The sequence below is a fragment of the Candidatus Defluviilinea proxima genome, from assembly GCA_016721115.1.
GTDB lineage: Bacteria > Chloroflexota > Anaerolineae > Anaerolineales > Villigracilaceae > Defluviilinea > Defluviilinea proxima.
The window spans coordinates 330,316-354,081 of record JADKIW010000001.1 but is presented as its reverse complement, the minus strand read 5'-3'; the positions used below and the strand labels follow the sequence as shown (position 1 = coordinate 354,081).

The 23,766-nt window shown below is 49.6% G+C and carries 21 protein-coding genes and 2 tRNA genes; 19 read left to right on the top strand and 4 right to left on the bottom strand.

The window, feature by feature from the left end; genetic code table 11:
- The first annotated feature begins 63 nt into the window (after positions 1–63).
- From IPP66_01695 to surE, 4 genes are all read left to right on the top strand, one after another.
- Positions 64–342 carry a hypothetical protein gene (locus IPP66_01695; GenBank protein ID MBK9923980.1) on the top strand — a complete coding sequence of 93 codons (279 nt, stop codon included), beginning with the start codon at positions 64–66 and terminating at the stop codon, positions 340–342.
- A 143-nt stretch (positions 343–485) separates the two neighbouring features.
- Positions 486–1,889 (top strand): HD domain-containing protein, encoded by a 1,404-nt coding sequence (locus IPP66_01690; GenBank protein MBK9923979.1) that lies wholly within the window; start codon positions 486–488, stop codon positions 1,887–1,889.
- 104 nt (positions 1,890–1,993) lie between these two features.
- A tRNA-Arg gene (locus IPP66_01685) sits at positions 1,994–2,070 on the top strand.
- Positions 2,071–2,332: 262 nt separating this feature from the next.
- The gene (gene surE / locus IPP66_01680; protein ID MBK9923978.1) at positions 2,333–3,139 is read left to right on the top strand and encodes a 5'/3'-nucleotidase SurE; all 807 of its coding nucleotides are present in this window, start codon (positions 2,333–2,335) and stop codon (positions 3,137–3,139) included.
- A gap of 52 nt (positions 3,140–3,191) precedes the next feature.
- Here surE and trxA read toward each other — a convergent pair whose 3' ends face one another.
- Positions 3,192–3,518 carry a thioredoxin gene (gene trxA / locus IPP66_01675; protein ID MBK9923977.1) on the bottom strand — a complete coding sequence of 109 codons (327 nt, stop codon included), beginning with the start codon at positions 3,516–3,518 and terminating at the stop codon, positions 3,192–3,194.
- 99 nt (positions 3,519–3,617) lie between these two features.
- Between trxA and IPP66_01670 the strand changes: the two genes are divergently transcribed.
- The 5 genes from IPP66_01670 to IPP66_01650 all read left to right on the top strand — a co-directional run bounded on the left by IPP66_01670 (position 3,618) and on the right by IPP66_01650 (position 10,410).
- Positions 3,618–3,689, top strand: a tRNA-Lys gene (locus IPP66_01670).
- Between the two features lie 406 nt (positions 3,690–4,095).
- Positions 4,096–8,112, top strand: a complete 4,017-nt coding sequence (locus IPP66_01665; GenBank protein ID MBK9923976.1) for a DNA polymerase III subunit alpha — start codon at positions 4,096–4,098, stop codon at positions 8,110–8,112.
- Between the two features lie 108 nt (positions 8,113–8,220).
- On the top strand, positions 8,221–8,922 hold the full coding sequence (locus IPP66_01660; GenBank protein ID MBK9923975.1) for a hypothetical protein: 702 nt from the start codon (positions 8,221–8,223) through the stop codon (positions 8,920–8,922).
- A 161-nt stretch (positions 8,923–9,083) separates the two neighbouring features.
- A complete protein-coding gene (locus tag IPP66_01655; protein ID MBK9923974.1) occupies positions 9,084–9,821 on the top strand; it encodes a hypothetical protein in 738 nt (245 codons plus the stop codon).
- A gap of 190 nt (positions 9,822–10,011) precedes the next feature.
- Positions 10,012–10,410 carry a VOC family protein gene (locus IPP66_01650; protein ID MBK9923973.1) on the top strand — a complete coding sequence of 133 codons (399 nt, stop codon included), beginning with the start codon at positions 10,012–10,014 and terminating at the stop codon, positions 10,408–10,410.
- A gap of 129 nt (positions 10,411–10,539) precedes the next feature.
- Here the strand turns inward: IPP66_01650 and IPP66_01645 are convergent, their stop codons facing one another.
- Positions 10,540–11,343 (bottom strand): AAC(3) family N-acetyltransferase, encoded by an 804-nt coding sequence (locus tag IPP66_01645; protein MBK9923972.1) that lies wholly within the window; start codon positions 11,341–11,343, stop codon positions 10,540–10,542.
- Positions 11,328–12,101 (bottom strand): enoyl-CoA hydratase/isomerase family protein, encoded by a 774-nt coding sequence (locus IPP66_01640; protein ID MBK9923971.1) that lies wholly within the window; start codon positions 12,099–12,101, stop codon positions 11,328–11,330. Before IPP66_01640 ends, IPP66_01645 begins: the two co-directional genes overlap by 16 nt.
- Before the next feature lie 82 nt (positions 12,102–12,183).
- On the opposite strand from IPP66_01640, the gene IPP66_01635 reads away from it, so the two are divergent.
- Genes IPP66_01635 through IPP66_01615 form a run of 5 tightly spaced genes read left to right on the top strand, consistent with a single transcriptional unit; the run spans position 12,184 to position 15,883 of the window.
- Entirely contained in the window at positions 12,184–12,579 is a 396-nt protein-coding gene (locus IPP66_01635; GenBank protein ID MBK9923970.1) for a hypothetical protein, read from the top strand.
- 8 nt (positions 12,580–12,587) lie between these two features.
- Positions 12,588–13,928 carry an MFS transporter gene (locus IPP66_01630; GenBank protein ID MBK9923969.1) on the top strand — a complete coding sequence of 447 codons (1,341 nt, stop codon included), beginning with the start codon at positions 12,588–12,590 and terminating at the stop codon, positions 13,926–13,928.
- A 9-nt stretch (positions 13,929–13,937) separates the two neighbouring features.
- Positions 13,938–14,291: a DUF1304 domain-containing protein gene (locus IPP66_01625; protein ID MBK9923968.1), complete on the top strand. Its 354-nt coding sequence runs from the start codon at positions 13,938–13,940 to the stop codon at positions 14,289–14,291.
- Entirely contained in the window at positions 14,288–14,887 is a 600-nt protein-coding gene (locus IPP66_01620; GenBank protein MBK9923967.1) for a DUF998 domain-containing protein, read from the top strand. Before IPP66_01625 ends, IPP66_01620 begins: the two co-directional genes overlap by 4 nt.
- A 57-nt stretch (positions 14,888–14,944) precedes the next feature.
- Positions 14,945–15,883 carry a lipase family protein gene (locus IPP66_01615; GenBank protein ID MBK9923966.1) on the top strand — a complete coding sequence of 313 codons (939 nt, stop codon included), beginning with the start codon at positions 14,945–14,947 and terminating at the stop codon, positions 15,881–15,883.
- Between the two features lie 72 nt (positions 15,884–15,955).
- Here IPP66_01615 and IPP66_01610 read toward each other — a convergent pair whose 3' ends face one another.
- Positions 15,956–16,627 carry an HAD family hydrolase gene (locus tag IPP66_01610; GenBank protein ID MBK9923965.1) on the bottom strand — a complete coding sequence of 224 codons (672 nt, stop codon included), beginning with the start codon at positions 16,625–16,627 and terminating at the stop codon, positions 15,956–15,958.
- Positions 16,628–16,693: 66 nt separating this feature from the next.
- Between IPP66_01610 and IPP66_01605 the strand changes: the two genes are divergently transcribed.
- The 5 genes from IPP66_01605 to IPP66_01585 all read left to right on the top strand — a co-directional run bounded on the left by IPP66_01605 (position 16,694) and on the right by IPP66_01585 (position 23,602).
- Entirely contained in the window at positions 16,694–18,796 is a 2,103-nt protein-coding gene (locus tag IPP66_01605) for a GAF domain-containing protein (GenBank protein ID MBK9923964.1), read from the top strand.
- Positions 18,797–18,928: 132 nt separating this feature from the next.
- Entirely contained in the window at positions 18,929–19,792 is an 864-nt protein-coding gene (locus IPP66_01600; GenBank protein MBK9923963.1) for a hypothetical protein, read from the top strand.
- Positions 19,785–20,861 carry an asparaginase gene (locus tag IPP66_01595; GenBank protein MBK9923962.1) on the top strand — a complete coding sequence of 359 codons (1,077 nt, stop codon included), beginning with the start codon at positions 19,785–19,787 and terminating at the stop codon, positions 20,859–20,861. The genes IPP66_01600 and IPP66_01595 overlap by 8 nt, the downstream gene beginning before the upstream one ends.
- A gap of 87 nt (positions 20,862–20,948) precedes the next feature.
- Complete coding sequence (locus tag IPP66_01590) at positions 20,949–22,106, top strand: response regulator (protein MBK9923961.1); 1,158 nt, start codon at positions 20,949–20,951, stop codon at positions 22,104–22,106.
- Between the two features lie 26 nt (positions 22,107–22,132).
- Positions 22,133–23,602 (top strand): response regulator, encoded by a 1,470-nt coding sequence (locus IPP66_01585; GenBank protein MBK9923960.1) that lies wholly within the window; start codon positions 22,133–22,135, stop codon positions 23,600–23,602.
- Positions 23,603–23,766 lie beyond the last annotated feature (164 nt).

Sequence of the window (23,766 nt, the reverse complement as noted above, 5' to 3'; positions counted from 1 at the left end):
TGCAAAGGCCCTCTGATGGTGGCACTGGTCCCTTATAAAAGTGCAGCCAAAATGGAGAGAAAAATGACGATGCTTACCTTGAGTGCCTCCCCGACATCACCTTATAGCTTTCATAAATCCCCCAATGAACAATCTGGCTTGCACCGCCTGCTTGCCGCGGCGATCGTCAATAGCCAGTTTCGTGAAACACTGTTAAGTGAGCCTGAAACCGCTTTGAAAGGTGGATATTTAGGCCAGACTTTCTCGCTTACCGATCAGGAAAAGGCTGTCATTAGCAATGTACGTGCCAAGGATTTGACCGATTTTGCCCAAAAGGTGAATCAGGCCCTCAAAACAATCTAACATCGAATGATTCATCAGTTAAGATCCGCTGGCTGATGATGGCTGAGCGACGCGGCGGAATTGGGGACACAGTGACAAGGGAATCACTGTGCCCCGCGTCCCTTTAATAACTAAAATGGAGAAAAGAACTATTGGACGTACTTATGGAAATGAGGCAAAAGATTGGAGAACCCATTCCAACTTTTGCTGACTTGCTTCTTATAACAGACGGATATGGATTGATACTTGATTGTCAGTTCAGTGACTCGTCTGCCTATTTTGATTTTTCCGAACAGATCAAAAATAGAACGTTGCAAGATATTCTATCTCCGTCTGTGAATGAAAAACTGACCCAATTCGTTTCTCAACTACACCAAAAAACAAACCCCGCCTCTTTTGAACTTGCACTAACGATCAATGGGCGTGAATACTGGTTCGATACACGCGTAGCAGAGATATCTGCGTCAAGATTTGTCATGTCTGCTCGTGATATTACAAAATATAAGCAAACCGAGATCAGGATGGAGCGACAACTCCAACGCATCTCCGCGCTCCGTTCCATTGACTTTGCCATCGCCTCTGGTCTGGATTTGAACCTGCTTCTGTCCATTTTGCTTGATCGCATCACTGAGACCTTACATGTGGATGCGTCTGACATTCTACTGCTTGACTCAAAGCTAAATGAATTGACGTTCGCGGCAGGCAAAGGCTTTACTACCAATGTTTTACAATATACTCGCCTAAAATTGGGCCAGGGATGTGCAGGTCATGTGGCGTTGGATCGCAAAATGATCGGTATTTCAGACCTTGCCGTGACCAAGACAGAATTCGAACAAGCCCCATTGTTTTCCAGCGAACAATTTATTGTTTACTATGGCGTGCCTCTTGTGGCAAAGGGACGGGTACTTGGGGTTCTGGAAGTATTCCACCGTTCTTATCTTAATCCCGATGAAGATTGGCTTGATTTTCTGAACATCATTGCAGAGCAGGCCGCCATTGCAATAGACAGCACCTTGATGTTCAGGGATTTACAACGCTCGAACTTTGAATTGAGTCTGGCCTATAATGCCACGATCGATGCGTGGTCCCGCACACTGGACCTGCGTGACAGCGATACAGAAGGTCATACCCGGCGAGTAACGGATATCACGATCAAGTTCGCAACAGTTGTCGGTGTCCGTCACGCGGACTTGATTCACGTTCGGCACGGCGCAACCCTTCATGATATTGGCAAGGTTGCCATCCCTGATCGTATTTTGTTCAAGCCTGGGCCGCTGAATCAGGATGAATGGGCTATCATGCGCCAACACCCCAAATACGCTGTTGACTTGCTCTCGCCGATCAAATATCTTGAGCCTGCCATGGATATTCCTCATTGGCATCATGAGCGCTGGGACGGGGCAGGTTATCCAGATCAACTTAGGGGAGAAGATATTCCTTTTAACGCAAGATTGTTTTCACTAGTGGATGTCTATGATGCTCTGACATCAGATCGACCATATCGCAGTGCCTGGTCTAAAAAGGACACGCTTCAATATATTGAAGGTCAGTCTGGTAAACTCTCTTGATCCTCGCCTTGTACCAGAATTTTTGAATATGATCCGTGCAAATGGCATTTGACGTGCAGGCACTTGACCGTCATATCCAACTGCGATAGAATACTGCCCTGCCTGCCCTCGTAGCTCAGTGGATTAGAGCGCTTGCTTGCGGAGCAATAGGTCGCGTGTTCGAGTCGCGCCGAGGGCGCCAAGTGAAACCGTCTTTCAAGGCGGTTTTTTGTTTTAGGTTGCTGTGCTCCATCGAGGGATGATATTCAAGTCGCGCCGAGGGCGCCAAGTGAAACCGTCTTTTGAAGGCGGTTTTTTGTTTTAGGTTGCCGTGCCCCATCGAGGGATGGTATTCAAGTTACGCCGAGAACGCCAAGTGAAACCGTCTTTCAAAGGCGGTTTTTTGTTTGAATTTCATACCAAATAAAGTATCTTGCACATTCCGATATTATGATTGGGACATTATGAAAAAACCACAAATTCTTTTGACAAATGATGATGGGATTCGTTCTCCCGGTTTATGGGCCGCCGCTGCTTCTCTTTCAGAACTTGGGTATGTGACTGTCACTGCGCCTCGCGAACAATCCTCGGGTATGGGACGTAGCTTGCCGAATACGTCAGATGGGATCATTCACTTGGAACAGATGCAGGTCAATGGTCAGGAATGGAGCGTGTATGGAGTCGGAGGAAGTCCAGCACAATCAGTCCTGTATGGGGTGTTGGAAGTCCTGAAGTTCAAGCCAGATCTGGTTGTTTCGGGAATTAATTATGGCGAGAATGTTGCTTCAGGGATCACCATCTCAGGGACGGTGGGGGCGGCGATGGAAGCGGCGTCACTGGGAATCCCTGCTTTGGCAGTATCGTTAGAGACTGATTCGAAGTATCACCTTTCCTATTCTAATGATGTGAATTTTTCAGTTGCGGCAAAATTTGCTGTTCAAATTGGACGTCTTTTACTAGAGAAGAAGTTTCCTGAAGACGTGAATCTGTTGAAGGTGGATGTTCCCTGGGATGCCACGGTCGAAACACCCTGGCAGTTGACTCGCATTTCTCATCAACGTTACTACGAGCCGACCGCTCCCAATCGAACATCGTGGGCTGAGCCTGCGGCGATCGGATATCGCGAAGCTGGCAGGTTGACAGATGAGCCTGAAGATACGGATGTGTATGTTCTGCGGAAGAAGCGTTGGGTGTCTGTTACACCTTTGAGTCTGGATATGACATCTCGCGTGGACTTCAAAGAGTTGGATAGGTTAATGCGAAACAGTTAAACCAAAAGGACACGGGTTTAAACTCCGTGTCCTTTTGGTTTTGAAGTGATTTCTAATTGAAGTGGGGACTGAACTTTGCGATCAGTTTTTCCCGGGGCATAAAGCCAGTGACGCGTTCCTTGACCTCGCCGCCCTTTATGAACAACAGGGTGGGGATACCCATTACGCCATATTGCATGACGAGGTTGGGGTTTTCATCGGCATCGATCTTTACAACCTTGACCTTGCCATCCCATTCGCCAGCCAGTTGTTTGACGACGGGGTCGAGCATTTTGCAGGGCTGGCACCAGACCGCACTAAAATCTACAAGCACGGGTTCGTTGGCGTCCAACACTTCGTTTTGAAATGTTCCTTCATCTACTTTAAGCATATCTGCCATGTTAGCCTCCAGCGTGATGGACGCATTGTACCGCGGGTGTCTTACGTTGACGATGAATATTTACCATGATAGAATGCAGTCCGCTTTACCCATAACGATGGGCGCGTAGCTCAATGGCAGAGCAGCGGCCTTTTAAGCCGTTTGTTGAGGGTTCGATCCCCTCCGCGCTCACAGGAAGACTCTCACAAACGAGAGTCTTTTTTATTGACGGCCCCGCAGGGGGATGATATTCGATCCCCTCCGCGCTCACAGAAGACTCTCACTTACGAGAGTCTTTTTTATTGATGGCCCCACAGGGGGATGATATTCGATCCCCTCCGCGCTCACAGGAAGACTCTCACAAACGAGAGTCTTTTTTATTGACGGCCCCGCAGGGGGATGATATTCGATCCCCTCCGCGCTCACACAAATCCTCTTCACAGGGGATTTTTTGTTTAAGTCAAAATATTTTAAGCATATCGTTACTTTCGCTCTCGAACATGCGTGCTATAATGATTTTTAGTTTGATAGTAATGTAGTTTGATGGTCGCATAGTCTAATTATCTAACTACCCAAACCACCCAACTCATAAACCAATATGTCCTTTGCCCACCTCCACGTTCACACCGAATATTCCATGCTTGATGGCTTCTCGAATATCAAGAAGCTGGTCAAACGCGTAAAGGAATTGGAGATGCCCGCCGTGGCGATCACGGATCATGGCACAATGTTCGGGGTCATGGATTTTTACAAAGCGGCGACGAGCGAGGGGATCAAGCCGATCATTGGTGTGGAAGCTTACATGGCGGCACGCGGTATGGCCGACCGCGATTCCAAACTGGATCGTTCCTCTTTCCATCTTCTCCTGCTCGCCGAAAACGAGACGGGATACAAGAACCTGCTCAAGATTTCTTCCGCCGCGCAACTGGATGGCTTTTACTACTATCCACGCATCGACCGGGACTTTTTAGCGGCTCACTCCGAAGGAATCATCTGCACCTCTGGATGTATGTCCGCTGAAATTCCGCGGGCGCTGTTGAATGACAACCCGGAAGAAGCCGTCCGACGCATGAACTGGTATTACGATGTCTTTGGCAAGGACCGTTTCTTCGTTGAACTTCAACAGCACAATATCAAAGAGATCACCGACCTAAATAAAAAACTGCTTGAGATGGGCGCTCGTTACGCGGCGAATTACATCGCGACGAATGACGTTCACTACATCAACCAGACTGACGCACGTTTGCAGGACATTTTACTTGCGGTTCAAACCAACTCGTTGTTGAGTGACAAAGACCGTATGCGCATGACGGACGACTCGTACTATCTCCGCACACCGCAGGAGATGAGCGCCTTGTTCGCCGAAGTGCCCGAAGCGTTGAGCAACACGCTTCTCATCGCCGAGCGTTGTAACGTGGACTTGAGCTTCAAGGGCTATCACTTGCCCGATTTCTCTGTCCCTGAAGGATACACGGCTGAGACGTATTTACGTCACTTGTGTAATGTAGGGGCGGGGAAAAGGTACGGGGACCGCGCCACCAGCCAACAGGTACAAGAAAGACTCGATTATGAGTTGAGCGTCATCCACAAAATGGGATTCGATGCCTACTTCCTGATCGTGTGGGACTTGTGTCGATATGCGTTGGAAAATGGCATTTGGTATAACGCACGCGGTTCGGCGGCGGGCTCCATTGTGGCGTATGTCCTTGAGATCGCATTGGTTGACCCGTTGCATCACAACCTGTTGTTCGAACGCTTCTTGAACCCGGGCCGTGTCTCGATGCCCGATATTGACCTTGACTTCCGCGATGATCGCCGCAGTGAAATGCTTGAGTATTGCGTGCGTAAATACGGAAGTGACAAGGTCGCGCAGATCATCACCTTTGGCACAATGGGAACGAAAGCCGCGTTGCGTGATGTGGCACGCGTGATGGACATCCCGTTGCCCGAAGTGGACCGCGTTGCGAAGTTGGTGCCGTTCGTTTCGGGACGTAACAGCACGATGGAAGATGCGCTCGCGATTCCCGAATTCAAAGAGATCTATGATAGCCAACCGCATTTGCGCGAATTGATCGACACCGCCGCCAAAATGGAGGGGACGGTTCGCAATGCAGGGACGCATGCCGCAGGCGTGGTGATCTCTGATAAAGCGATTGTTGAATATCTGCCATTGCATCGCCCGACCTCGAACTCGGAAGAGACACCCATCAAAACGGTGACGCAGTTCGAAATGGGTATTCTCGATTCGCTCGGTATGTTGAAAGTGGACTTCCTCGGGCTCATCACGTTATCGGTGATGGCCAAAGCCTGTGACCTGATCGAGAAGCGGCATGGCGTCAAATATGATTTGAATAATATCCCGCTCGATGACCCGAAGGCGTTCGAGTTGATGGGTACCGGACAAACCGCTGGCGTATTCCAGGTTGAAGGTGGGGGCATGACGCGCTGGCTTGTGCAGATGAAGCCGAAGACTCTCGATAACATCATCGCCATGGTGGCGTTATATCGTCCGGGCCCGATGGCGTTCATCCCTGATTACATCGCCCGCATGAAAGGCGAAGCGGAAGTAGAGTATCGCCACCCCAAAATGGAGCCGATCTTTAGCGACACGTACGGTATTCCTGTCTATCAGGAACAACTCATGCGTGCGGCTGTTGAATTGGCAGGGTACACGCCATCTGAATCAGATGAATTGCGTAAGGCGATCTCGAAAAAGAAAAAAGAAGACATTGAAAAGCATCGCAATAAATTTGTAAACGGTGCGGTCAAGCAGGGCATCGAAAAAGAAACCGCCGAGGCCATTTATACGGACTGGGAAGAGTTCGCGCGTTACGGTTTCAACAAGTCCCATGCCGCAGATTATGGCGTCATCGCGGTGGAAACTGCATTCCTCAAGGCACATTATCCTGCTGAATTTATGGCGGCTACTCTTACGGCTTCTGCAGGTGCTACCGAGAAGGTTGCTCTCTACGTTGCTGATACGCGCAGTATGGGCATTCCCGTTCTTCAACCGGAGATCAACACTTCGAGTTGGGATTTTGAGATCGAAGATATCGATGGCAAGCCCAACATTCGTTTTGGTTTTGGTGCGGTGAAGAATGTCGGTAAGGCCGCGTTGGAACTCATCACGGACGAACGCAATGCCAATGGCAAGTTCAAAGACCTGAACGACTTTGCCCGCCGTGTGGACCTGCGCGCTGTGGGGAAGCGTGCACTCGAGTGCATCATCAAAGTCGGTGCGATGGATAACTTTGGCAATCGCGCCGCACTGCTTGCCTCGTTGGATCGCATTGTCTCCATCAGCAACAATCATTTCCGCGCCGCCGAGGCGGGGCAGATGTCCCTCTTTGGCGAATCCACTGGCGTGACCGAAGAGATCATCCTTCCTGAAGTCAACAATGTGGATAAGCGCGAGATGCTCGGTTGGGAGCGCGAACTCATCGGCCTGTACATCTCCGATCATCCGCTCACGCCGTATCAAGAAACATTCAGGCAGATCGTCAGTTATTTCTCGGGCCAGCTCAACGAAGCCTCGCACGAAGAAAAGGTGCGTGTTGCGGGTCTCGTCACCAGCGTCCGCCCGTATACGACCAAAACCAATAAAGCGATGGGCTTTGTCACGCTTGAAGATATTCAAGGCAACTTCGATCTCGTCCTCTTCCCGCGCACGTGGGAGAAGACTCGTGAACTGCTTACGGTTGGCCAGATCGTGATCGTTGAAGGCAAAGTGGATGCGAACAGCACACCGCCAAAAATTTTGGTGGACACCGTGCGGACCGAGATCAAGATCCTCGAACCTCTTGTGGAAGTTGCGCCTCAATCCAAGCCGATATCTGATTCAGCGTTGGAAGCCTTATCTCAGCCCAAGCCTGATAGCCACGTCAAAGACATCAAGATCCAATCGACGCAACCGAAATCGAGTTCTGCTCAGCCTCAACCCAAAGCGGACCCGGTCAAGCAGATCATTCAACAACAGCCCAAGCAAAATGGACCGTTGACGAAGAATATTCCTACCAAGCCGAGCGTCCCGCCGCCCGTTCGTCAGATCGCTGAAAAGCCTGTGGAAACCTATGTGGCTGATTTAGATGTAGATGGCATGCCGCCTCCGCCGGATAACTTCCCCGATGACTGGGACACACAATGGCAACCATCATTTGAGGATGCTGTGGTGGCATCGAAGCCGGAACCGAAATTCAAGAAAACGGAACCCATCACTCCGCCGCGCGTTCAGTTGGCAACGGCTCCAGTGGTGACTCCCGATGTTGACATGGAACAGGATGAAGCTACGCATGAAGCGGTGGTTACATCCATCAAATCCATTTATGTTCCGCTGGCGAAGGAAGAGGACAAAGACCATCCGCCGAAGCAGATCACGGTCAATTTGCGATCCTCAGGCAACAAGGACGAGGACCGCCGCCGCATCAAGACCATCTTCGGTACGCTCATCTCGTTCCACGGGCGCGACCGATTCAGCTTTCAGATTTTCGAAAATGGCGGCAGGCACTTGATCGATTTCCCCAACGATACAACGCGCATCTGCCCCGAACTGCTCACACGCCTGAAGAAGGTGATCGGCGAGGAGAGCTGGAAAGTGGAAGAGATCACGTTTCAGTAAGGTGTTATACAGACTCAGTCTGTATAACATCCCTCAGGGGAATTCATTAAGGAATCATTTTGCTTAAATCATAGTTAGGCGGTGCAAGAGCAAAACAAAAGAGGCTCTATGTCCAAGTACAAAGCGAAAGTAATTGAAAAAATTGATAACGGTCCTGGCGTAATGAACAGCATCAAAGTAGGTGTTTTCAGAGTTGAAGGAGAGCGGGAGGAGCAGGTTTGTGAATATATTAGGAATTATTCAACTCTATTCAATACCTTTTACCATTGCAAGAAAGCAAATAAGGACCTTGCGCTCTATTCGCCACATTACACCGCCACTAGAGTTATGGAACTTCCTTCAGGAAAAGATATCGGTGGAGAAGAACCAAGTTCATGGGGTTTTTGCCCAGTTGATTATTATGTACCATCTTATATCGAACAAGAGTTTGAATGGACAAGTCAAGATGGCGCCAAACATATTACGCGGCAGAGGCTAAACGAACCAAGTGAGGATGATCTATTACCATCGGAAGGTGAATATTCTCGAGCAACGCCAATCTCCCCACTCTTATATTATCCTTTTGGTTTTATTGCTGGCTGCATTTGGGGGGACGATAGTTCTTATAAAATCCAATATCTTGACTTATCAGAAGTGGAAAAGGGAATTATTAGACGTGAAGAGCGGTTTGGTTACATTGCGATACCGGAGGGATTAACATTAAGACAAGCCATTGATTTGTGTGATTATATGGATGACCCAAATGAAGACAGGATCATCATAGCTATTCAAAAGCAATTTAATCTGCGAACAGGAAAAGTAATTGATTAAATGCACCGCCTAACACAGCGCGCACCCGACGGGTGGAGTCGCCGCGTTTTCAGGCGGTTTGCGTGACTTGGAGTTGTTTCCAGCAAAGTGGCGTTCTCTCATCCCGCCCACACGCGGGTAACGCAAACTGTTGGGTGGCTAGCTGTAAGAGTATATATTTCATGAATGAATTAGAGCGATTAAGCCCACTCATATTATTTTTTTTCTGCCCATGTGCTTTTTCAGTAGCAGGTGTTTTGCTAATCACCATATCCGTTAAAAATAATAAAGCACCTCTTCTTTGGGTTTTTATTCCTTTTGGAATGGCAATCATATTCACAGCAGTTTTCTCTATTGTTATAGTTTATGAACCCAGCGGATTTGTAAGATTTATGATAAGCGCTTCAACAATGATGGGATCAATCATTGCTGGAATTATCGCAACTGTGTATATTGTCCGCAGTTGGCATCATAGACGAAGCGTTATGGTCTTTTACATTATTAGTTGCGTTTTCGCTTTAATTTCAAGCGTTTTTGGAATCAAAAGTTCAAACGTCTTAATAAACAAGTGCGAAATCTTACACGAAGAAACTGGAAACGCCATTGCGGTTGCGATAAGTAATTACTACAATGACAAGAATAATTTTCCTGAGAATTTATCAGAATTAGTTCCCCTATATATTGATAACTCCACCATAAAAACTTGTTTTAAACTTGCCGCAGTATTATATCCACGGGAATATGGCGGCTATACTTATATGAAATGCTCACCCAAAATAGCAGAATTTTATATTCAAGAAATGAACCTGCCAGAAGTGTGGTTGCAGTCGTACCATGTCTATCATTTGGATGAACATGAATGGTATCTTACAAAAAGATCTTCGGAATGGGCGGAAATGCCTCTTTGCCCACAAGAGTAAAATCCACTTAACCACCGCCCAACAAAGCGTGCAACGGCTCGGTATTTTCGAGCATTTCGCGATGCGTGGCTTCGAGTTTTTTCTGCTCCTAGGCAGAGTCCACGCCTGTCCCAGCGCCACGCTCCGCATACGCAAGCCGTTGGGCGCTTATTGATCAATAAAACCATATCTAGCTTGTAAGGACAACAAAATGAATTTGGGTGCAACTTTGTATGTTAAGAACAGTGTTGAAGCAGTAGAATTCTACAGCGAAGCCTTCGGAATGACATTGGGATACAACGCAAAAAATAGCGATGGTTCATTCCTCCACGCGGAACTCCTCAAAGGAGAAGAAACGATCTTTGCCGTTAGCGAGAACAATGAAGAAGAAATTGTTCGATCTATGTTAACGTCGAAGCAACCCACCATGAGCTATGGCCTAAATCTTGATAACGATGATGAACTCAAACATGCTTATCAAACCCTGATCGAGGGTGGGCACATTCTGAGAGAATTAGGTTCGCTTCCGTGGAGCCCATGTTCTGCTGATATTGTAGATAAGTACGGGATTTGTTGGTATATCTATGTCTCACAACACCGACCGGATTAAGCTTTGTCAAATTCCAGGGCGAATTTAATTTCTTGGTTAGTGTAGGTAAGATCAGGTTAAGACAGGTTTAGTTATCAATAGTTGGCACCCAATAAGGCGTGTAGCGGATAAAAGCGGAATTCTGCCGCTCTACATATTCCTCACCGCATTACATCGTTCACAATCCGTCCGTTGGCAGAGCAATGCCAGCGGACTCTTTTTTAGCAACTCCACAGTCACATCGATCAGTCTCTTCAACGAGATGGACTGAACGAACGCGCCGCCTTCCATATCCACGCGGATAACGTCGGCTTGGATGTGTTCTTCGATAGCGTTGAAGCCTGATGAGTCACCGGGAAAGCCCGGGCATTCGACGATGCGTCCGGGCGTCAGCGCCCAGCGGACGAATTGTCTGCGCCCAGCGAGTTTTTCTGCGTAGTGAATGCTGGTGTTTACAGAATGGTCCACGTTGATGAGGACGACTTGCCCGTCTTTTTCCGTCAGTGCTTTGATGGGAGCCAACGGGTCGAACAAGGTTTGCGAAGACAAAATGTCATCGGCTTGTACGCCGCCGAAGGAAAGGATCGGATGCGACGTTCGCATGGCGCTCCTTTCACGGATCAAAGCCAACGGCAACAAGCCCATCATTTTATCGGGCGGCATGGCATGGTTGAAGGGTTCAGCCATTTTGTTTTCGTTTCTGCCGCTCCCATAGGTGATGCCGTTGTTAGGCGGTCCCACTTCTGGCGTGATCATTGTTTTGTAGGTGAACGTGGGCATGATGACACCGCTCGAGGAGGCGAGCAATGCCTGTATGACGGTTTTGGGTCCGCCCTGGATGTTGTTTCCGAATTTTTTGAGAGATGCATGCGCGATGACCGGCTTCCCTTCCAACCCCAATTCGTCAAACGCGCGTTTCAGTTCGGCGAAACCCGGCATTATTTCCCTTTCCATTCAGGTTTGCGTTTTTCCACGAAGGCTTTCATGCCTTCCTTTTGATCTTCAGTGCTGAACAGGTTGTAGAACACTTGCTTCTCTTCGGCAAGTCCGTTTGTGAGTGAGGATTCGAATGAGGCGTTGATCATCTTCTTCGCGGCGCGGACAGCTTCCGGGGCGCGTGAGGCGATCTCGTCCGCAAGTTTAAGCGCCTCGTTCAAGTAGTCGCTCACTGGGGCGACACGATTCACGAGTCCATATTGAAGAGCTTCCTGCGCTGTGAGCTTGCGGTCATTGAGGATGACTTCCATTGCGAGGGCTTTGCCCACCGCGCGCGTGAGACGTTGTGTGCCGCCTGCGCCGGGGATGACGCCGATGTTGATCTCAGGCTGACCAAACTTGGCAGACTCTGACGCGACGATCATATCGCACGACAAAGCGACCTCACATCCGCCCCCTAACGCCCAGCCTGATACGGCCGCGATGACCGGTTTCTGTATCGTACGGATTCGACCAAAGACCGCGATGTGATCGGACTGCGTCATCTCCAAAGCGGATTTATCGGCCATCTCTTTGATATCTGCACCTGCGGCGAAGGCTTTTTCATTCCCTGTGATGACCATCGCGCCGATGGAATCATTTTTGTCGAATACATCGAGCGCATCCATGAGTTCGCGCATGAGTTGGTTGTTGAGGGCGTTCAATGCCTGCGGACGATTGAGTGTGATGAGACCGACGCGTCCGCGTGTTTCGGCGAGGATCATTTCGTAAGGCATGGGTTCTCCTTTATGACATGCCATTTGATTTTACATGAGATTATGCTACCATTGAGTATCAATTCATCTATAGGAGATATGTATGGGCTTTGTATTGATGTTACATTCCATTGTTCGATGGTTGATCGTGCTGGTTGGGCTGGTTGCATTGGTCAAGTTTTTGATCGGCATGGCGCGCAAGAGTGAATTTACAAAAATGGATCGCGGGCTTTCAGCAGGTTTCAGCGGCCTGATGGATCTACAGGTCACTTTGGGATTGATCTTTTTGCTTTGGAATGGGTTGGCTGGCGGTGTGGGATTTCCGATGTTCCGTATCGAGCACATGGTCACGATGTTGCTTGCGGCAGTCGCTGGTCATTTGCCTTCGATCATGAAGAAATCAGAGGATAAATTTCGTGTTGCATTCTTTTCCATTTTTCTTGCTCTGGTTCTCGTATTCGCTGGCGTTTCTCGTTTGCCTGGTGGTTGGAGTCGCTAACCCATCTTATGAGCAACGATCTCAGCAGGACCACTCCCGAACAACCTTCCGAAAAACTCGATTTCAAACGCATCCTGCCCATCATTGTCATTGTGTTTGTTGATTTGCTTGGGCTTTCGGTCATCATTCCCTTATTGCCGTTGTATGCGGCACGTTTTAGCGCCACGCCTCTTGTCATCGGTATTCTGCAAGCCACATATCCGATGATGCAATTCCTCGGTGCCCCGATATTAGGGCGTCTATCAGATCGCTTCGGGCGTAAACCGGTCCTCGTCATCAGCCAGATCGGCACGTTTGCCGGGTTCATCCTGCTGGGCTTTGCCAATACGCTGACGATACTCTTCATATCCCGCATCATCGATGGTCTCTCCGGTGCGAACATCTCTACTGCACAAGCCGCCATCGCCGATAGCACAACTGAAAAGACGCGCACACAGGGACTCGGTCTCATTGGCGCGGCGTTCGGGGCTGGCTTTGTCTTTGGCCCCATCATCGCCTTTATCGTCCTGCTCGCAACAGGACAAAACTATCAGGCTGTTGCCTTCACTGCCGCTTTCTTCTCTCTCGTTTCCATTTTTCTCACATCGTTCTGGTTCAAAGAAACATGGACTGCAGACTCCGCTTCAGCGGTTCGCAAAAAGTTCTCGTTCAGTGCCATGCGTGAGGCGCTTGGACGTCCGGTCGTTGGCTTTTTGTTGATCTTAATGTTCTTCTACCAGATCGCCTTTGGCGGATACGAACAACTCTTTTCGCTGTTCACGCTCACCCGCCTCGGTATGGACGCGCGTGATACGGCCGGTCTATTTGTCCTTGCCGGTCTTTTCATCATTGTGGTGCAAGGTGGGCTTGTGGGGAGGTGGTCGAAACAAAAAGGCGACCGTTGGCTGGTCATCTTTGGTATGTCGATGCTCGCCATCGGTCTGATCGGAACCGCTCTCACGCCAGCGATCCCGGTCCCTTGGTATGACCAAGCCAAAGTCCTTGAAGGACTCGCGGGCGAAGGTGCGATACGTGTCTCGATCCAGAGCATCAACATCCACTTGCCGAGTCAAGCTGCGCGCGGATGGTTCGGCATCATCTGGTTGGTGATCGCCAGTTTCCCTGCGGCATTAGGCGGCGGTGTGTTGCACCCTGCTGTGAATAGTCTCATTACAAAAGCTTCCGACAAGAATGAAGTGGGTGGCATGTTGGGCATCTCTGCTTCCATGTATAGCGCGGCAAATGCTGTTGCGCCCTTGTTCTATGGTTTCTTGTTCCAATGGTTTGGCGCGCCTGTCCCATTTATGGCAGGTGGCATCATCCTTTTATTGTTATGGTTTGTTGCACCACGCATTGTCCCTAAAGCATAAGGAGTAAAAATGGCATTCATTGCGAACGTTCTTACTGGTATCGTTGCGTTATTACATCTTGGCTTTCTCGTTCTCGAAATGTTCCTGTGGGATCATCCCGTTGGCCGCAAGACCTTCAAGATGACGCCCGAATATTCCAAAGCCTCCGCGTCGCTGGCGGCTAATCAAGGGTTGTATAACGGCTTTCTCGCGGCTGGTCTCATTTGGGGGCTCGTCATTGACAACTTCGCCGTCAAAGCATTCTTCCTCATCTGTGTTCTTGTTGCAGGTATCTATGGCGGCATCACAGCGAAGCGTTCCATTTTATACATGCAAGCCTTGCCGGGGTTGTTGGGTCTGATCTTTCTCTTCCTTTCCAGATGATTAAACTCGCCGCACGCGCCGGGATGGTTGGCCCGGTCCTTTTTGGATTCATCGTCACGGCCCTCACCATCCTCAAATACGATTTTCTTTTGTCATTAGGATGGCATCCCATTCACGCGCCTACCTTTGATTGGCCCAGCGGACTCGCCCTCGGCGCTAACGGATGGATCATGACCGCGACTTTCCTCCTTAGCGGATTCATGATGACGATCTTCGCCTCAGGGCTTAACCTCAGCCTGCCTCGAACGCAATTGACCTTGATCTCCACTGTTATCTTATCCCTCTCAGGCCTTGCCCTCGCAGGGTTGGCATTCACCACTGATCCCACAATCCGCTCCACGCCCGCCACCTGGCATGGACGGCTACATGACCTATCCTTTGTGTTGTTAGGCCTTACACTCATGCCCGCCATGATCCTGCTCGGTTTTGCCTTTCGCAAAGAAGAACATTGGAAAACTCTATCGGTTTATACATGGGTCACTGCTGCGCTTGCCTTTCCCGCTTTCTGGATCAAAGGCGCGGCATTTTATGTCTTCATGTTGGCAGTGCTCATTTGGAATGAGGTCGTGGCGATTCGGTTATACCCAAAAGTGTGAATTGACTTTGTCCTTGATTTTCTGTATAGTAAATATCAGCCACAGAGAGGAGCAACCATGGAAGAGAAAACAAACAGCATGAACATGGCAGATAAAGAAGCGAATTCCATCAGCCCAGAGGAACTTGCTCGTGCAAGGAAATTCTTTGCGTCAAACGGACCTTTGCTTGAGACCGCTGTCAAGCGTGCCGCATACTCCGATCGTACCGCCTGGGTAATGGCATCCATGGCGCAGTTGGTGTATGAGCATTTCGACGATGGCGGCAAGACAAGGGAATTGTTCGTGCAAAAGCTAAAGGGTGGCGGTTTTGACTTGCTCAATGAATTCAATAACAAGGATACCGATACTCAAGCCATCCTGGTTTCGAATGGTGAGTATGCTGTGCTTGCCTTTCGCGGTACTGAGGTCTCGAAAAGGATCGATATTTTGACCGATGCAAAGGCTGGCAAAATATCCATGATCGAAGGCATGGTCCATAAAGGTTTTGTCGGCGCGTATAAAAGTATAGAAGGGGAAGTGCTTAGAGCGGTTGAAAAGCTTGATGGTATTCCCCTTTATATTACCGGTCATTCTCTTGGTGCGGCATTAGCTACGGTTGCCACACAATACCTCGAGCGTCATCGAAAAATACGTGACCAGATCGCGGCATGTTATACCTTTGGCAGTCCACGCGTGGGAAATAATCAATTTGACCGCGATTTCAAATCCACTATTTATCGCGTGATAAATACGACAGATATCGTCACTGTGATCCCTTTACTCGCAATGGGATATATCCATGTTGGCGACGTGCGTTTTCTTGAACCAGGCATGGGGGATATTCGCCGAGGCGTCCCCATCTTACAGAGGATCTTCTTCTTTTTCGTGACGATGTTTCGTTGGTTTGGTCCTTTGGTTGGCGATCACTCCATTGCTCTTTACCGAAAGAAGCTTGAAGCAATTGCCCAAGATCGTAACCGTGATTTATTCTACGATGATTATGCGGGAGGAAAATAGGTATCACACCCACGGTCACAAGTTGTGTTCTCGCTGGGTGTAGCGAAGTGACAGTTGTCTAAAAGATAACTGTCACTTTTTATTTAACAACAAGTTCGCTAATTCTGGTGTGCTCTTTAAGATCATATCTGCCCCTTTTTTTATCAGCTCCGGCTCTTCCCCGAAACCGCATAACACTCCCACTGTCTGTGCCCCCGCAGATTTGCCCGCACGGATATCCACTGTGGTGTCACCGATCATCAGAGCCTCTTCAGGCTTGACGTTCATCTTTTGTGCCGCGAGCAGAATTGGATCCGGGTAGGGCTTCGTATGTTCCGCAGATTGACCGGTAATGACTGCATCGAAATACTGCACAAGGTTAAATTGCTCGAGGAAGCGCATTGTCCCTTTTTCGTCGCGCGCGCTGACAACGGCCATCGGATAATGTCCCTTGAGTTGTTTCAGCATCTCGTCTACACCGGGGATGAGCCAGAATGTCTTGGATGACTTCTTTTGACGACGGGATAACCAGTCTATGAAGGCCACGATCTCATCATCTAGACCGATCGTGTCGGTCAGGCCGAGTAGGGCGTTGCCGGGCGCTTCCACCCACATTACAAAGCGCCGGGCAGTCCGTTTGGGGTCTTGGAAGAGGAACTTGGGGAAGAAAGGCTCAAACTTGTGAGCGTATAGATCGTCGGTGTCGCTTAGCGTGCCGTCTACGTCAAAGCATAGGGCCTTTACACGGGAAATATCAAGTGTCATTCCCCCATTTTACCCTGACTATGATGGGGGAGGGTTGTGCTATACTTTGAATATTGTAATGAAATTATGACACTTCCTCAAGATTCCGACCGAACCAGAGCAGTACTTGAACTCCTTTATGATGTCAGCCGGGAGCTGGCTACCGCGCTTGACCTGCGGACGGTGCTTCAACGCGTATTATATGGAGCGCTTCAGAATGTGGGCGGTGAACGATGCAGTATTGTGGTGTTGGACGATGCAGGTAAAGCCATTGATGCAACAATTGTATACGGCTCGCAACTTCATGAGCATACTACTCAGCAAATGCGCGAGACCATGGAACGTGGCCTTGCAGGGTGGGTAATACAGAATCATAAAGGCGCTTATGTCCCAGATACGACCAAGGATGAACGCTGGTTGGTCCGCCCGGATGATACAGATCGTTCCGGTGCGAAGTCCGCGATCTGTGTTCCGTTGCTAGCGCGTGAAAAATTGGTGGGCGTTCTGACGCTTGTACATACAAAGGTCAACGCTTTTTCAACCGAACAACTTGACTTGATGCAGGCTATCGCCGATCAGGCAGGTATTGCCGTGTTGAATGCACGGTTATATACCGAGAGTCAACGTCAGGCGCGTGTGATGACGGCACTGGCCGAAGGGGCGGCCGCCATGAACGCATCCCTCCGCATGGATGATGTGTATCAACGTGTGCTCATTCAAACCATGCAGGCCTTGCAAGTGGAGACAGTTGCACTGGGCATGATCGAGGGCGATCATATCGTCTTCCGTGCGGCAGCCGGGCACAACGCCGGGAACATTGTCAACGCCAAACTTGAGTTGGGCAAAGGGATTACGGGTACGGTCACGCGTGAGGGGCGCGGGATTGTGATACCCGATGTCCACAAAGAAAAGAATTTTAGTATGGCAGACAGGCCCGGGGGCGTCGAGATGCGAGGCTTGTTGGTGGCTCCGATCCAATCGCAGGGACGAGTCATGGGCTTGCTCGAAGCGATTAACCCCGTAGCACGCTCGTTTGACCCAGATGCCTTGCTGGTGATGACCGGTATTGGTGGTTTGGCTGGGACGACCATCCAAAATGCACAATTGTTTGAACGCTTGCAGGCCGCACATAAACGTTATCGCGATCTGTTCGAGGAAAGTATTGATCCGATTGTGATCACGGATTGGGAAGGGCACATTATCGAGGCCAATAATCAGGCATGTGTGTTGAGCGGCTATTCCCATGATGAAATTCAGGAACTAGGCATTGACCAACTGCATGAGGTGAATTGGAGTAAGACCGGCATGGAGTTTGAGTTTTTGCAGGGCGACCAGATGTGTTCGTATGAATCGTCACTGCATAAAAAGGATGAAGCGCATATCCCGGTGGATGTACATGCACATCGTGTGGAGTTTGACTCTACTGATTCGATCCAATGGATACTTCGCGATATTACTGAACGCAAGGAACTTGATAGTCTGCGCGAAGACCTGACCTCAATGATCTATCATGACTTGCGCTCACCGCTCGCGAACATTGTTTCCAGTCTGGATGTGATCGCAGATATGGTCCCTGAAGAAGAACGCTCGACGGTTCTTTCCATCCTCAAGATTGCTGAGAACTCAACCGACCGTATCCAACGCCTTGTCAGTTCTCTGCTTGATGTAAGCCGACTCGAATCGGGTCAGCCTGTTGCCGATCAATCGGCAGTGGATGCCCTTCCGCTTGCCCGCCATGCTCTTGAAGATGTTGCCCCCGCCGCACGTGGACGCAGGCAAACCCTCGCAGATGAACTGCCAAATGAATTGCCCCTGATCTGGGTGGATGAAGATATGGCGCGACGTGTGTTGATCAACCTCGTGGAAAACTCGATCAAGTTCTCACCGAACGATGGGACGATCGCACTTGGTGCACAGGCTGAAGATGGCTGGGTGCATTTCTGGATCAGAGATCATGGCTCCGGTATTCCAGCCTCTGAACAGGAACATATCTTCGATAAGTTCACACGCCTGCGTGGAAAAGGTAAAGCCGGTGGTTTGGGAATTGGTCTTGCGTTTTGCCGCCTCGCCGTGCAAGGACACGGAGGCAAGATCTGGGTCGAAAGCGAAATGGGGAAGGGTTCCACGTTCCATTTCACTTTCCCAATCGCAACGAAAGAGCAACTGGCAACTGGCAAAGAAGAAGGTTAAATATTACGGTGGTGCATCTTTGAAAAAAGATCGTCATCTTTCGTCATAAAGATTTCCCCGGCCCGGATGGGTGACTATAAACAATGCGCGAACAGGTTGAAAAAGCCTGTCATCTTAAGGAGACTTCAGTAAATGGATGCAATTGCAAAGAATGTGTATATCGAAGAACGCTTCCCCGGCGTGACGTTGGGCGTGATCGTCCAATCTCGTGGGTTAATTCAGATCGATGCGCCGCCCGCCCCGGAAGACGGCCGCTCATGGCGTGCCTCCCTGATGGGAATGGGCAATGGACATGAACGTGTGCTTATCAACCTCGATTCACATCCTGATCGCACACTGGGTGTCCGCGCGATGGATTGCACGGTCATTGCACATGAAAAAACTGCGCGTGCCTTTCAGAACCGTCCGAACACATTCAAAGCACAAGGCGATGAAACCGGTGCAAATTGGGAGGCCATCCCCGGCCTCGGTAGTGTGCGTTGGGCGCCGCCTGAAATTTCTTTTGTGAGTCAACTGTCCCTACATTGGAGCGATATGCCGGTCATTCTCGAAAGTCGCCCCGGTCCAACCGAGGGAGCTATCTGGGTTATCCTGCCGGAAGAAAAGGTAGTCTTTGTTGGCGATGCGGTTTTAAAAGGACAACCTCCTTTCCTCGCTCATGCTGATCTCCCTGCCTGGCTGGAAGCACTTGAACATCTGCAAGGCGGAGACTTCAAAGGTTATACCGTCATTAGTGGTCGTGGTGGAGTTGTTGCTCCGCAGGCCATTCGTGCGCAAGAGACCATACTTAAATCCATTCACACCAAGATCGAAAAACTTGGCGCAAAACGCTCTACTGTTGCAAACGTCACCGATAAACTTGCCGATTCGATCTTGAAAGATTTCAAAGCCCCCGCCGCAAAACAAAGACAGTATTCCCAACGTCTGCGTTTCGGCCTGCGCAACTATTACGCCAGACATTATCTTGCCTCCTCTCGTACTATAGTGGATGAATAACATTTCCCTGCCTCTTTTTGAAACAACCCGTGGTGAACTGGTTGAATCAGTTCACTATGGTTCCATTGCAGTTGTTGACGCCAATGGAAAATTGATCGCATCATATGGCGACCCGCAAACGGTCGCCTTTTTGCGCTCCAGCGCCAAGCCATTTCAAGCATTGCCTTTCATTGAACGCGGTGGCGCAGAACATTTCGGCCTTACACAATCTGAGGTCTCGATCTCGTGTGCTTCTCACAATGGGAGCGATCTGCATGTGCAAACCGTAACGTCGATGCAGAAGAAGATCGGTATCGAAGAAAGCCATTTGCTTTGTGGGGCCCATATGCCTGATGACGTGAGTGCATTCAAATCCTTGATATCGAGTCATGGATTGCCTACGCCGAATCAAAATAATTGTTCCGGCAAACATACGGCCATGTTGGCACATGCCAAAATGCGCGGACTTCCGCTCGAGACTTATCTCGACATCGACCACCCGGTTCAACAAGACATCATCGCCTCTTTCGCTGAGATGTGCCTGCTTCCGTCCGAGGAAGTTGTTCTTGGCACTGACGGTTGTTCGGCCCCCAATTTTGCAGTCCCTTTGTATAATGCCGCGCTCGGGATGGCACGGTTTTGTGATCCGCACGCGTTATCCGATGCGCGTGCCACTGCCTGCCGTAAGATCGCTTTGGCCATGTCAACTTATCCTGAAATGGTGAGCGGGTATGGCGAGTTCGATGAGCAGTTGATGCGAGCAGGGGAGGGGAGGATCGTTTGCAAACGTGGAGCTGAAGGATATCAGATCATAGGTCTCATGCCCGGCGTGTTGGGGAAAGATGTGCCCGGTGTAGGGATCGCGTTTAAAGTTTCAGATGGTGATGCGGCTCATATGAATATGGAGCTTGAATCGAGCAATCGCGTACGCCCGGCGGTAACGCTTGAGATTCTCCGTCAGCTGGGTGCCCTTTCCTCGAAACAGGAGCAGACCCTCGGTCGGTTTGGACCCGTGAAGTCCATCCAGAATCATCGCGGTATTCTCACAGGTCAATCACGTCCCAGCTTTAAGTTAGAAATTTCGCTTTGATAGTCTCCTGCAATGACTTTTGTTTTCAATGGGAAAACAAGGGTGTTACAATAATGCCACACATAAAACTTAGATTGAGAGAGATATATGGCCGGGGACCGAATCCTACTTGTTGAGAGCGACCCCAAGATCAGTGATTTAATTGCCAGGCAGACCCTTAAGTCTGTTGGCTATCAGGTGGATGTAGTTTCTGATTCATCCTCTGCTATTAAAAAGTCGCTTCAAAATCCCCCGGATCTGATTATCGCCAATCTGAATCTTCCTGGCCTGAGCACAAAAGATTTGTTGGTCGCTCTTGTCTCAAAGGGTGTGGATACACCTTTGATGGTGATCGCCAATAAAGGACAGGAACACGATATTATTCAAGCTTTTCGGCTTGGCGCGGCCGATTATATTCTGTGGCCTGCGCGTGATGCCGAGGTGTTATCTGCAGTAGACCGTGTGCTTGCCCGTGTGCGGAACGAGCGTGAGAATCAGCGGCTTGATCTGCAGGTGACTGAGATGAATCAGGAATTGCAACGAAAACTGCGTGAATTGACTGCGATCATCTCATTAGGGAAGGCTGTCATCTCGATCACTGACCAACGCATTCTGTTCCAGAAGATCGTGGACGGCGCAATGGAAGTTACGAATGCCAACACAACATGGCTTCTTGTGCGTGATCGAGAAAGCAAGGCGCTTCTTCTTTCGGCTCAGCGTGGTTTGCCCGATACATGGGCCGCGAAAATGAATTCGCAATTGGACGATGGAGTCACCGCTCTTGTGGCATTATCTGGTGAGACGCTCGCCATGGATGGCGATCCGCTTCTCAAATTCAGAATCGCGAATCTGGGCAAGTCTGTTTGTGCGGTGCCGATCAAGGTCCATTTGGAAGTGATCGGTATGCTGGTGGTCGTCCGCAAAGAGGCGCGTGCTTTCACAAAGACGGAGCAAACATTGCTCGAAGCAGTTGCTGACTATGCCTCGATCTCGCTTGTGAATGCCAGATTGTTCCAGGCTGTCAACGAATCGGCACAGGCAGCAAAAGAAGTTCAAAAGCGACAGACTGCTGTTCTGGAAAATATACGCAGTTCGGTGACCGATGAATTGCGTGCGGCGATCCAGCCAGTGGAGTTGTTGCTGACGGAGATGCCCGGGTCGCTGACCAAGGACCAAAAGGAAGCGTTACAAACAGTTCGTGCGGCGTTGCAAAGGTTATCGCGCATTTCTGAAACCACCATTCCTCGTCCGTATCCATCAAACTAAAAACGAAGTAAAATTCATAAATAACCATGCCTAAACGAGATCTCATCCTGCTGGCGTTGGACGAACCCCATATTTTGAAATTGATGGACCGTGCCTTGCACGCCGTCAATTATGACACTGCGATCGCCAGTGACACCAAGATGTTAAGCAACCTGTTGCAGGAAACATCTCCAGCTCTTCTGTTGCTCGGAGAAAAGTTCGATGGGCATGAAGGCTTGGATATTGTTGAGGAACTGCTTGAACGTTTCCCAACTCTCCCATTTTTGATTTACACTGAAAAAGCAAAGCCCGAACTTGTTAAGAAGATATTCAAGTTGGGCGTAACAGGATACCTGACCCCTCCTCTCAAGACCGATGATATCGTCGGAACTGTGGAAGGGGTATTGAAACATGCATATCGTGTGGGGGACTGGCTCCGCCGTGAAGTAAAACGGACAACCTCATCGCTTAAGAAGCGTGCCAAGATGTCTGAAGCAGAACGTGCGCGTCTTGAATCGGTGTTCAATAGCATCCACGATAGTGTCATGATCCTCGATGAGGACAATCTCGTCATCCTGGTGAACCCTGCCATGTGCCGCGCATTTGGCTTGGACGAAAAATCCTGTATCGGGTTGCCGGTCCTGAACGTAGTTGAACACCCTGACCTACAAGCCCTGATCACAAATGGAAACAGTGATCCGCTTCATCACCACGAGATCAGCTTCCCTGATGGCCGAGTAGGGAGTGCCCAATACACCGTCATCCCTGAGATTGGGTTCGCGATCACAATGCAAGATGTTACCTACTTGAAGGAAGTGGACCGTGTTCGTAACGATGTTGTCCATACGGTTTCACATGATCTGCGTTCGCCTCTTACCTCGGTCATTGGCTACACTGAATTGATATCACGTGCAGGCTCCTTGAACGATAACCAACAGGAGTTTCTGAGTCGCATCCGCGAAAGTGTTCAACATATCACTACCCTGATGAACGACTTGTTGGATATTGGAAGTATCGAAGCCGGGCTTGATACCCGCCGTGAATTGGTACAACCAGACCTGCTTCTGCGCTACACGTTGGACATGTTGCAAGGACAGATCAAGTCGAAACATATCAAAGTACAGACGGATATTAGCCCGTCCCTGCCTGCGATCCGAGCCAACCCTGTGCGCTTGCGCCAAGTGTTTGACAACGTTGTGGGGAATGCCATCAAGTATTCGAACGATGATGGCGAAGTAGATGTTTCCATCCATGCTGAGGGCGATCAGGTCATCTTACGAGTAGCGGATAATGGCCCCGGCATCCCCGTTCAGGATCAGGCTCATATTTTCGATAAATTCTATCGAGGCCAGAACATGGATAAGCAACAAGGTTCAGGTCTTGGCTTGGCTATCGTTAAGAGCATTGTGGATGCTCATCAAGGCCGTATTTGGGTTGAATCCAATGTAGGGCAGGGGAGTTCCTTTTTCATTGTTCTGCCTGTCAACAGCCAGCCGCCAGTTGCCGCTAAAAAATAATCCCCCGAACACAATCAAACTGAAATTAAAGCAATGCCGCCGTCAAGTAAGTACTCAACGGCGGCTTTCGCCAAAGGAGGAGACAATGAGGAGCATTTGGAGGTGTCTTCTTTGAGTTGTCTCCACGCCCATAATATCCCACAGGCGGTTAATCCGCTATCGTA

What these genes read in the sequence shown, in the direction of transcription:
- IPP66_01695 (MBK9923980.1), top strand. Translation starts at nt 64, where the DNA reads ATGACGATGCTTACCTTGAGTGCCTCCCCGACATCACCTTATAGCTTT.
- IPP66_01690 (MBK9923979.1), top strand. Translation starts at nt 486, where the DNA reads ATGGAAATGAGGCAAAAGATTGGAGAACCCATTCCAACTTTTGCTGAC.
- surE (MBK9923978.1), top strand. Translation starts at nt 2,333, where the DNA reads ATGAAAAAACCACAAATTCTTTTGACAAATGATGATGGGATTCGTTCT.
- trxA (MBK9923977.1), bottom strand. Translation starts at nt 3,518, where the DNA reads ATGGCAGATATGCTTAAAGTAGATGAAGGAACATTTCAAAACGAAGTG.
- IPP66_01665 (MBK9923976.1), top strand. Translation starts at nt 4,096, where the DNA reads ATGTCCTTTGCCCACCTCCACGTTCACACCGAATATTCCATGCTTGAT.
- IPP66_01660 (MBK9923975.1), top strand. Translation starts at nt 8,221, where the DNA reads ATGTCCAAGTACAAAGCGAAAGTAATTGAAAAAATTGATAACGGTCCT.
- IPP66_01655 (MBK9923974.1), top strand. Translation starts at nt 9,084, where the DNA reads ATGAATGAATTAGAGCGATTAAGCCCACTCATATTATTTTTTTTCTGC.
- IPP66_01650 (MBK9923973.1), top strand. Translation starts at nt 10,012, where the DNA reads ATGAATTTGGGTGCAACTTTGTATGTTAAGAACAGTGTTGAAGCAGTA.
- IPP66_01645 (MBK9923972.1), bottom strand. Translation starts at nt 11,343, where the DNA reads ATGGAAAGGGAAATAATGCCGGGTTTCGCCGAACTGAAACGCGCGTTT.
- IPP66_01640 (MBK9923971.1), bottom strand. Translation starts at nt 12,101, where the DNA reads ATGCCTTACGAAATGATCCTCGCCGAAACACGCGGACGCGTCGGTCTC.
- IPP66_01635 (MBK9923970.1), top strand. Translation starts at nt 12,184, where the DNA reads ATGGGCTTTGTATTGATGTTACATTCCATTGTTCGATGGTTGATCGTG.
- IPP66_01630 (MBK9923969.1), top strand. Translation starts at nt 12,588, where the DNA reads ATGAGCAACGATCTCAGCAGGACCACTCCCGAACAACCTTCCGAAAAA.
- IPP66_01625 (MBK9923968.1), top strand. Translation starts at nt 13,938, where the DNA reads ATGGCATTCATTGCGAACGTTCTTACTGGTATCGTTGCGTTATTACAT.
- IPP66_01620 (MBK9923967.1), top strand. Translation starts at nt 14,288, where the DNA reads ATGATTAAACTCGCCGCACGCGCCGGGATGGTTGGCCCGGTCCTTTTT.
- IPP66_01615 (MBK9923966.1), top strand. Translation starts at nt 14,945, where the DNA reads ATGGAAGAGAAAACAAACAGCATGAACATGGCAGATAAAGAAGCGAAT.
- IPP66_01610 (MBK9923965.1), bottom strand. Translation starts at nt 16,627, where the DNA reads ATGACACTTGATATTTCCCGTGTAAAGGCCCTATGCTTTGACGTAGAC.
- IPP66_01605 (MBK9923964.1), top strand. Translation starts at nt 16,694, where the DNA reads ATGACACTTCCTCAAGATTCCGACCGAACCAGAGCAGTACTTGAACTC.
- IPP66_01600 (MBK9923963.1), top strand. Translation starts at nt 18,929, where the DNA reads ATGGATGCAATTGCAAAGAATGTGTATATCGAAGAACGCTTCCCCGGC.
- IPP66_01595 (MBK9923962.1), top strand. Translation starts at nt 19,785, where the DNA reads ATGAATAACATTTCCCTGCCTCTTTTTGAAACAACCCGTGGTGAACTG.
- IPP66_01590 (MBK9923961.1), top strand. Translation starts at nt 20,949, where the DNA reads ATGGCCGGGGACCGAATCCTACTTGTTGAGAGCGACCCCAAGATCAGT.
- IPP66_01585 (MBK9923960.1), top strand. Translation starts at nt 22,133, where the DNA reads ATGCCTAAACGAGATCTCATCCTGCTGGCGTTGGACGAACCCCATATT.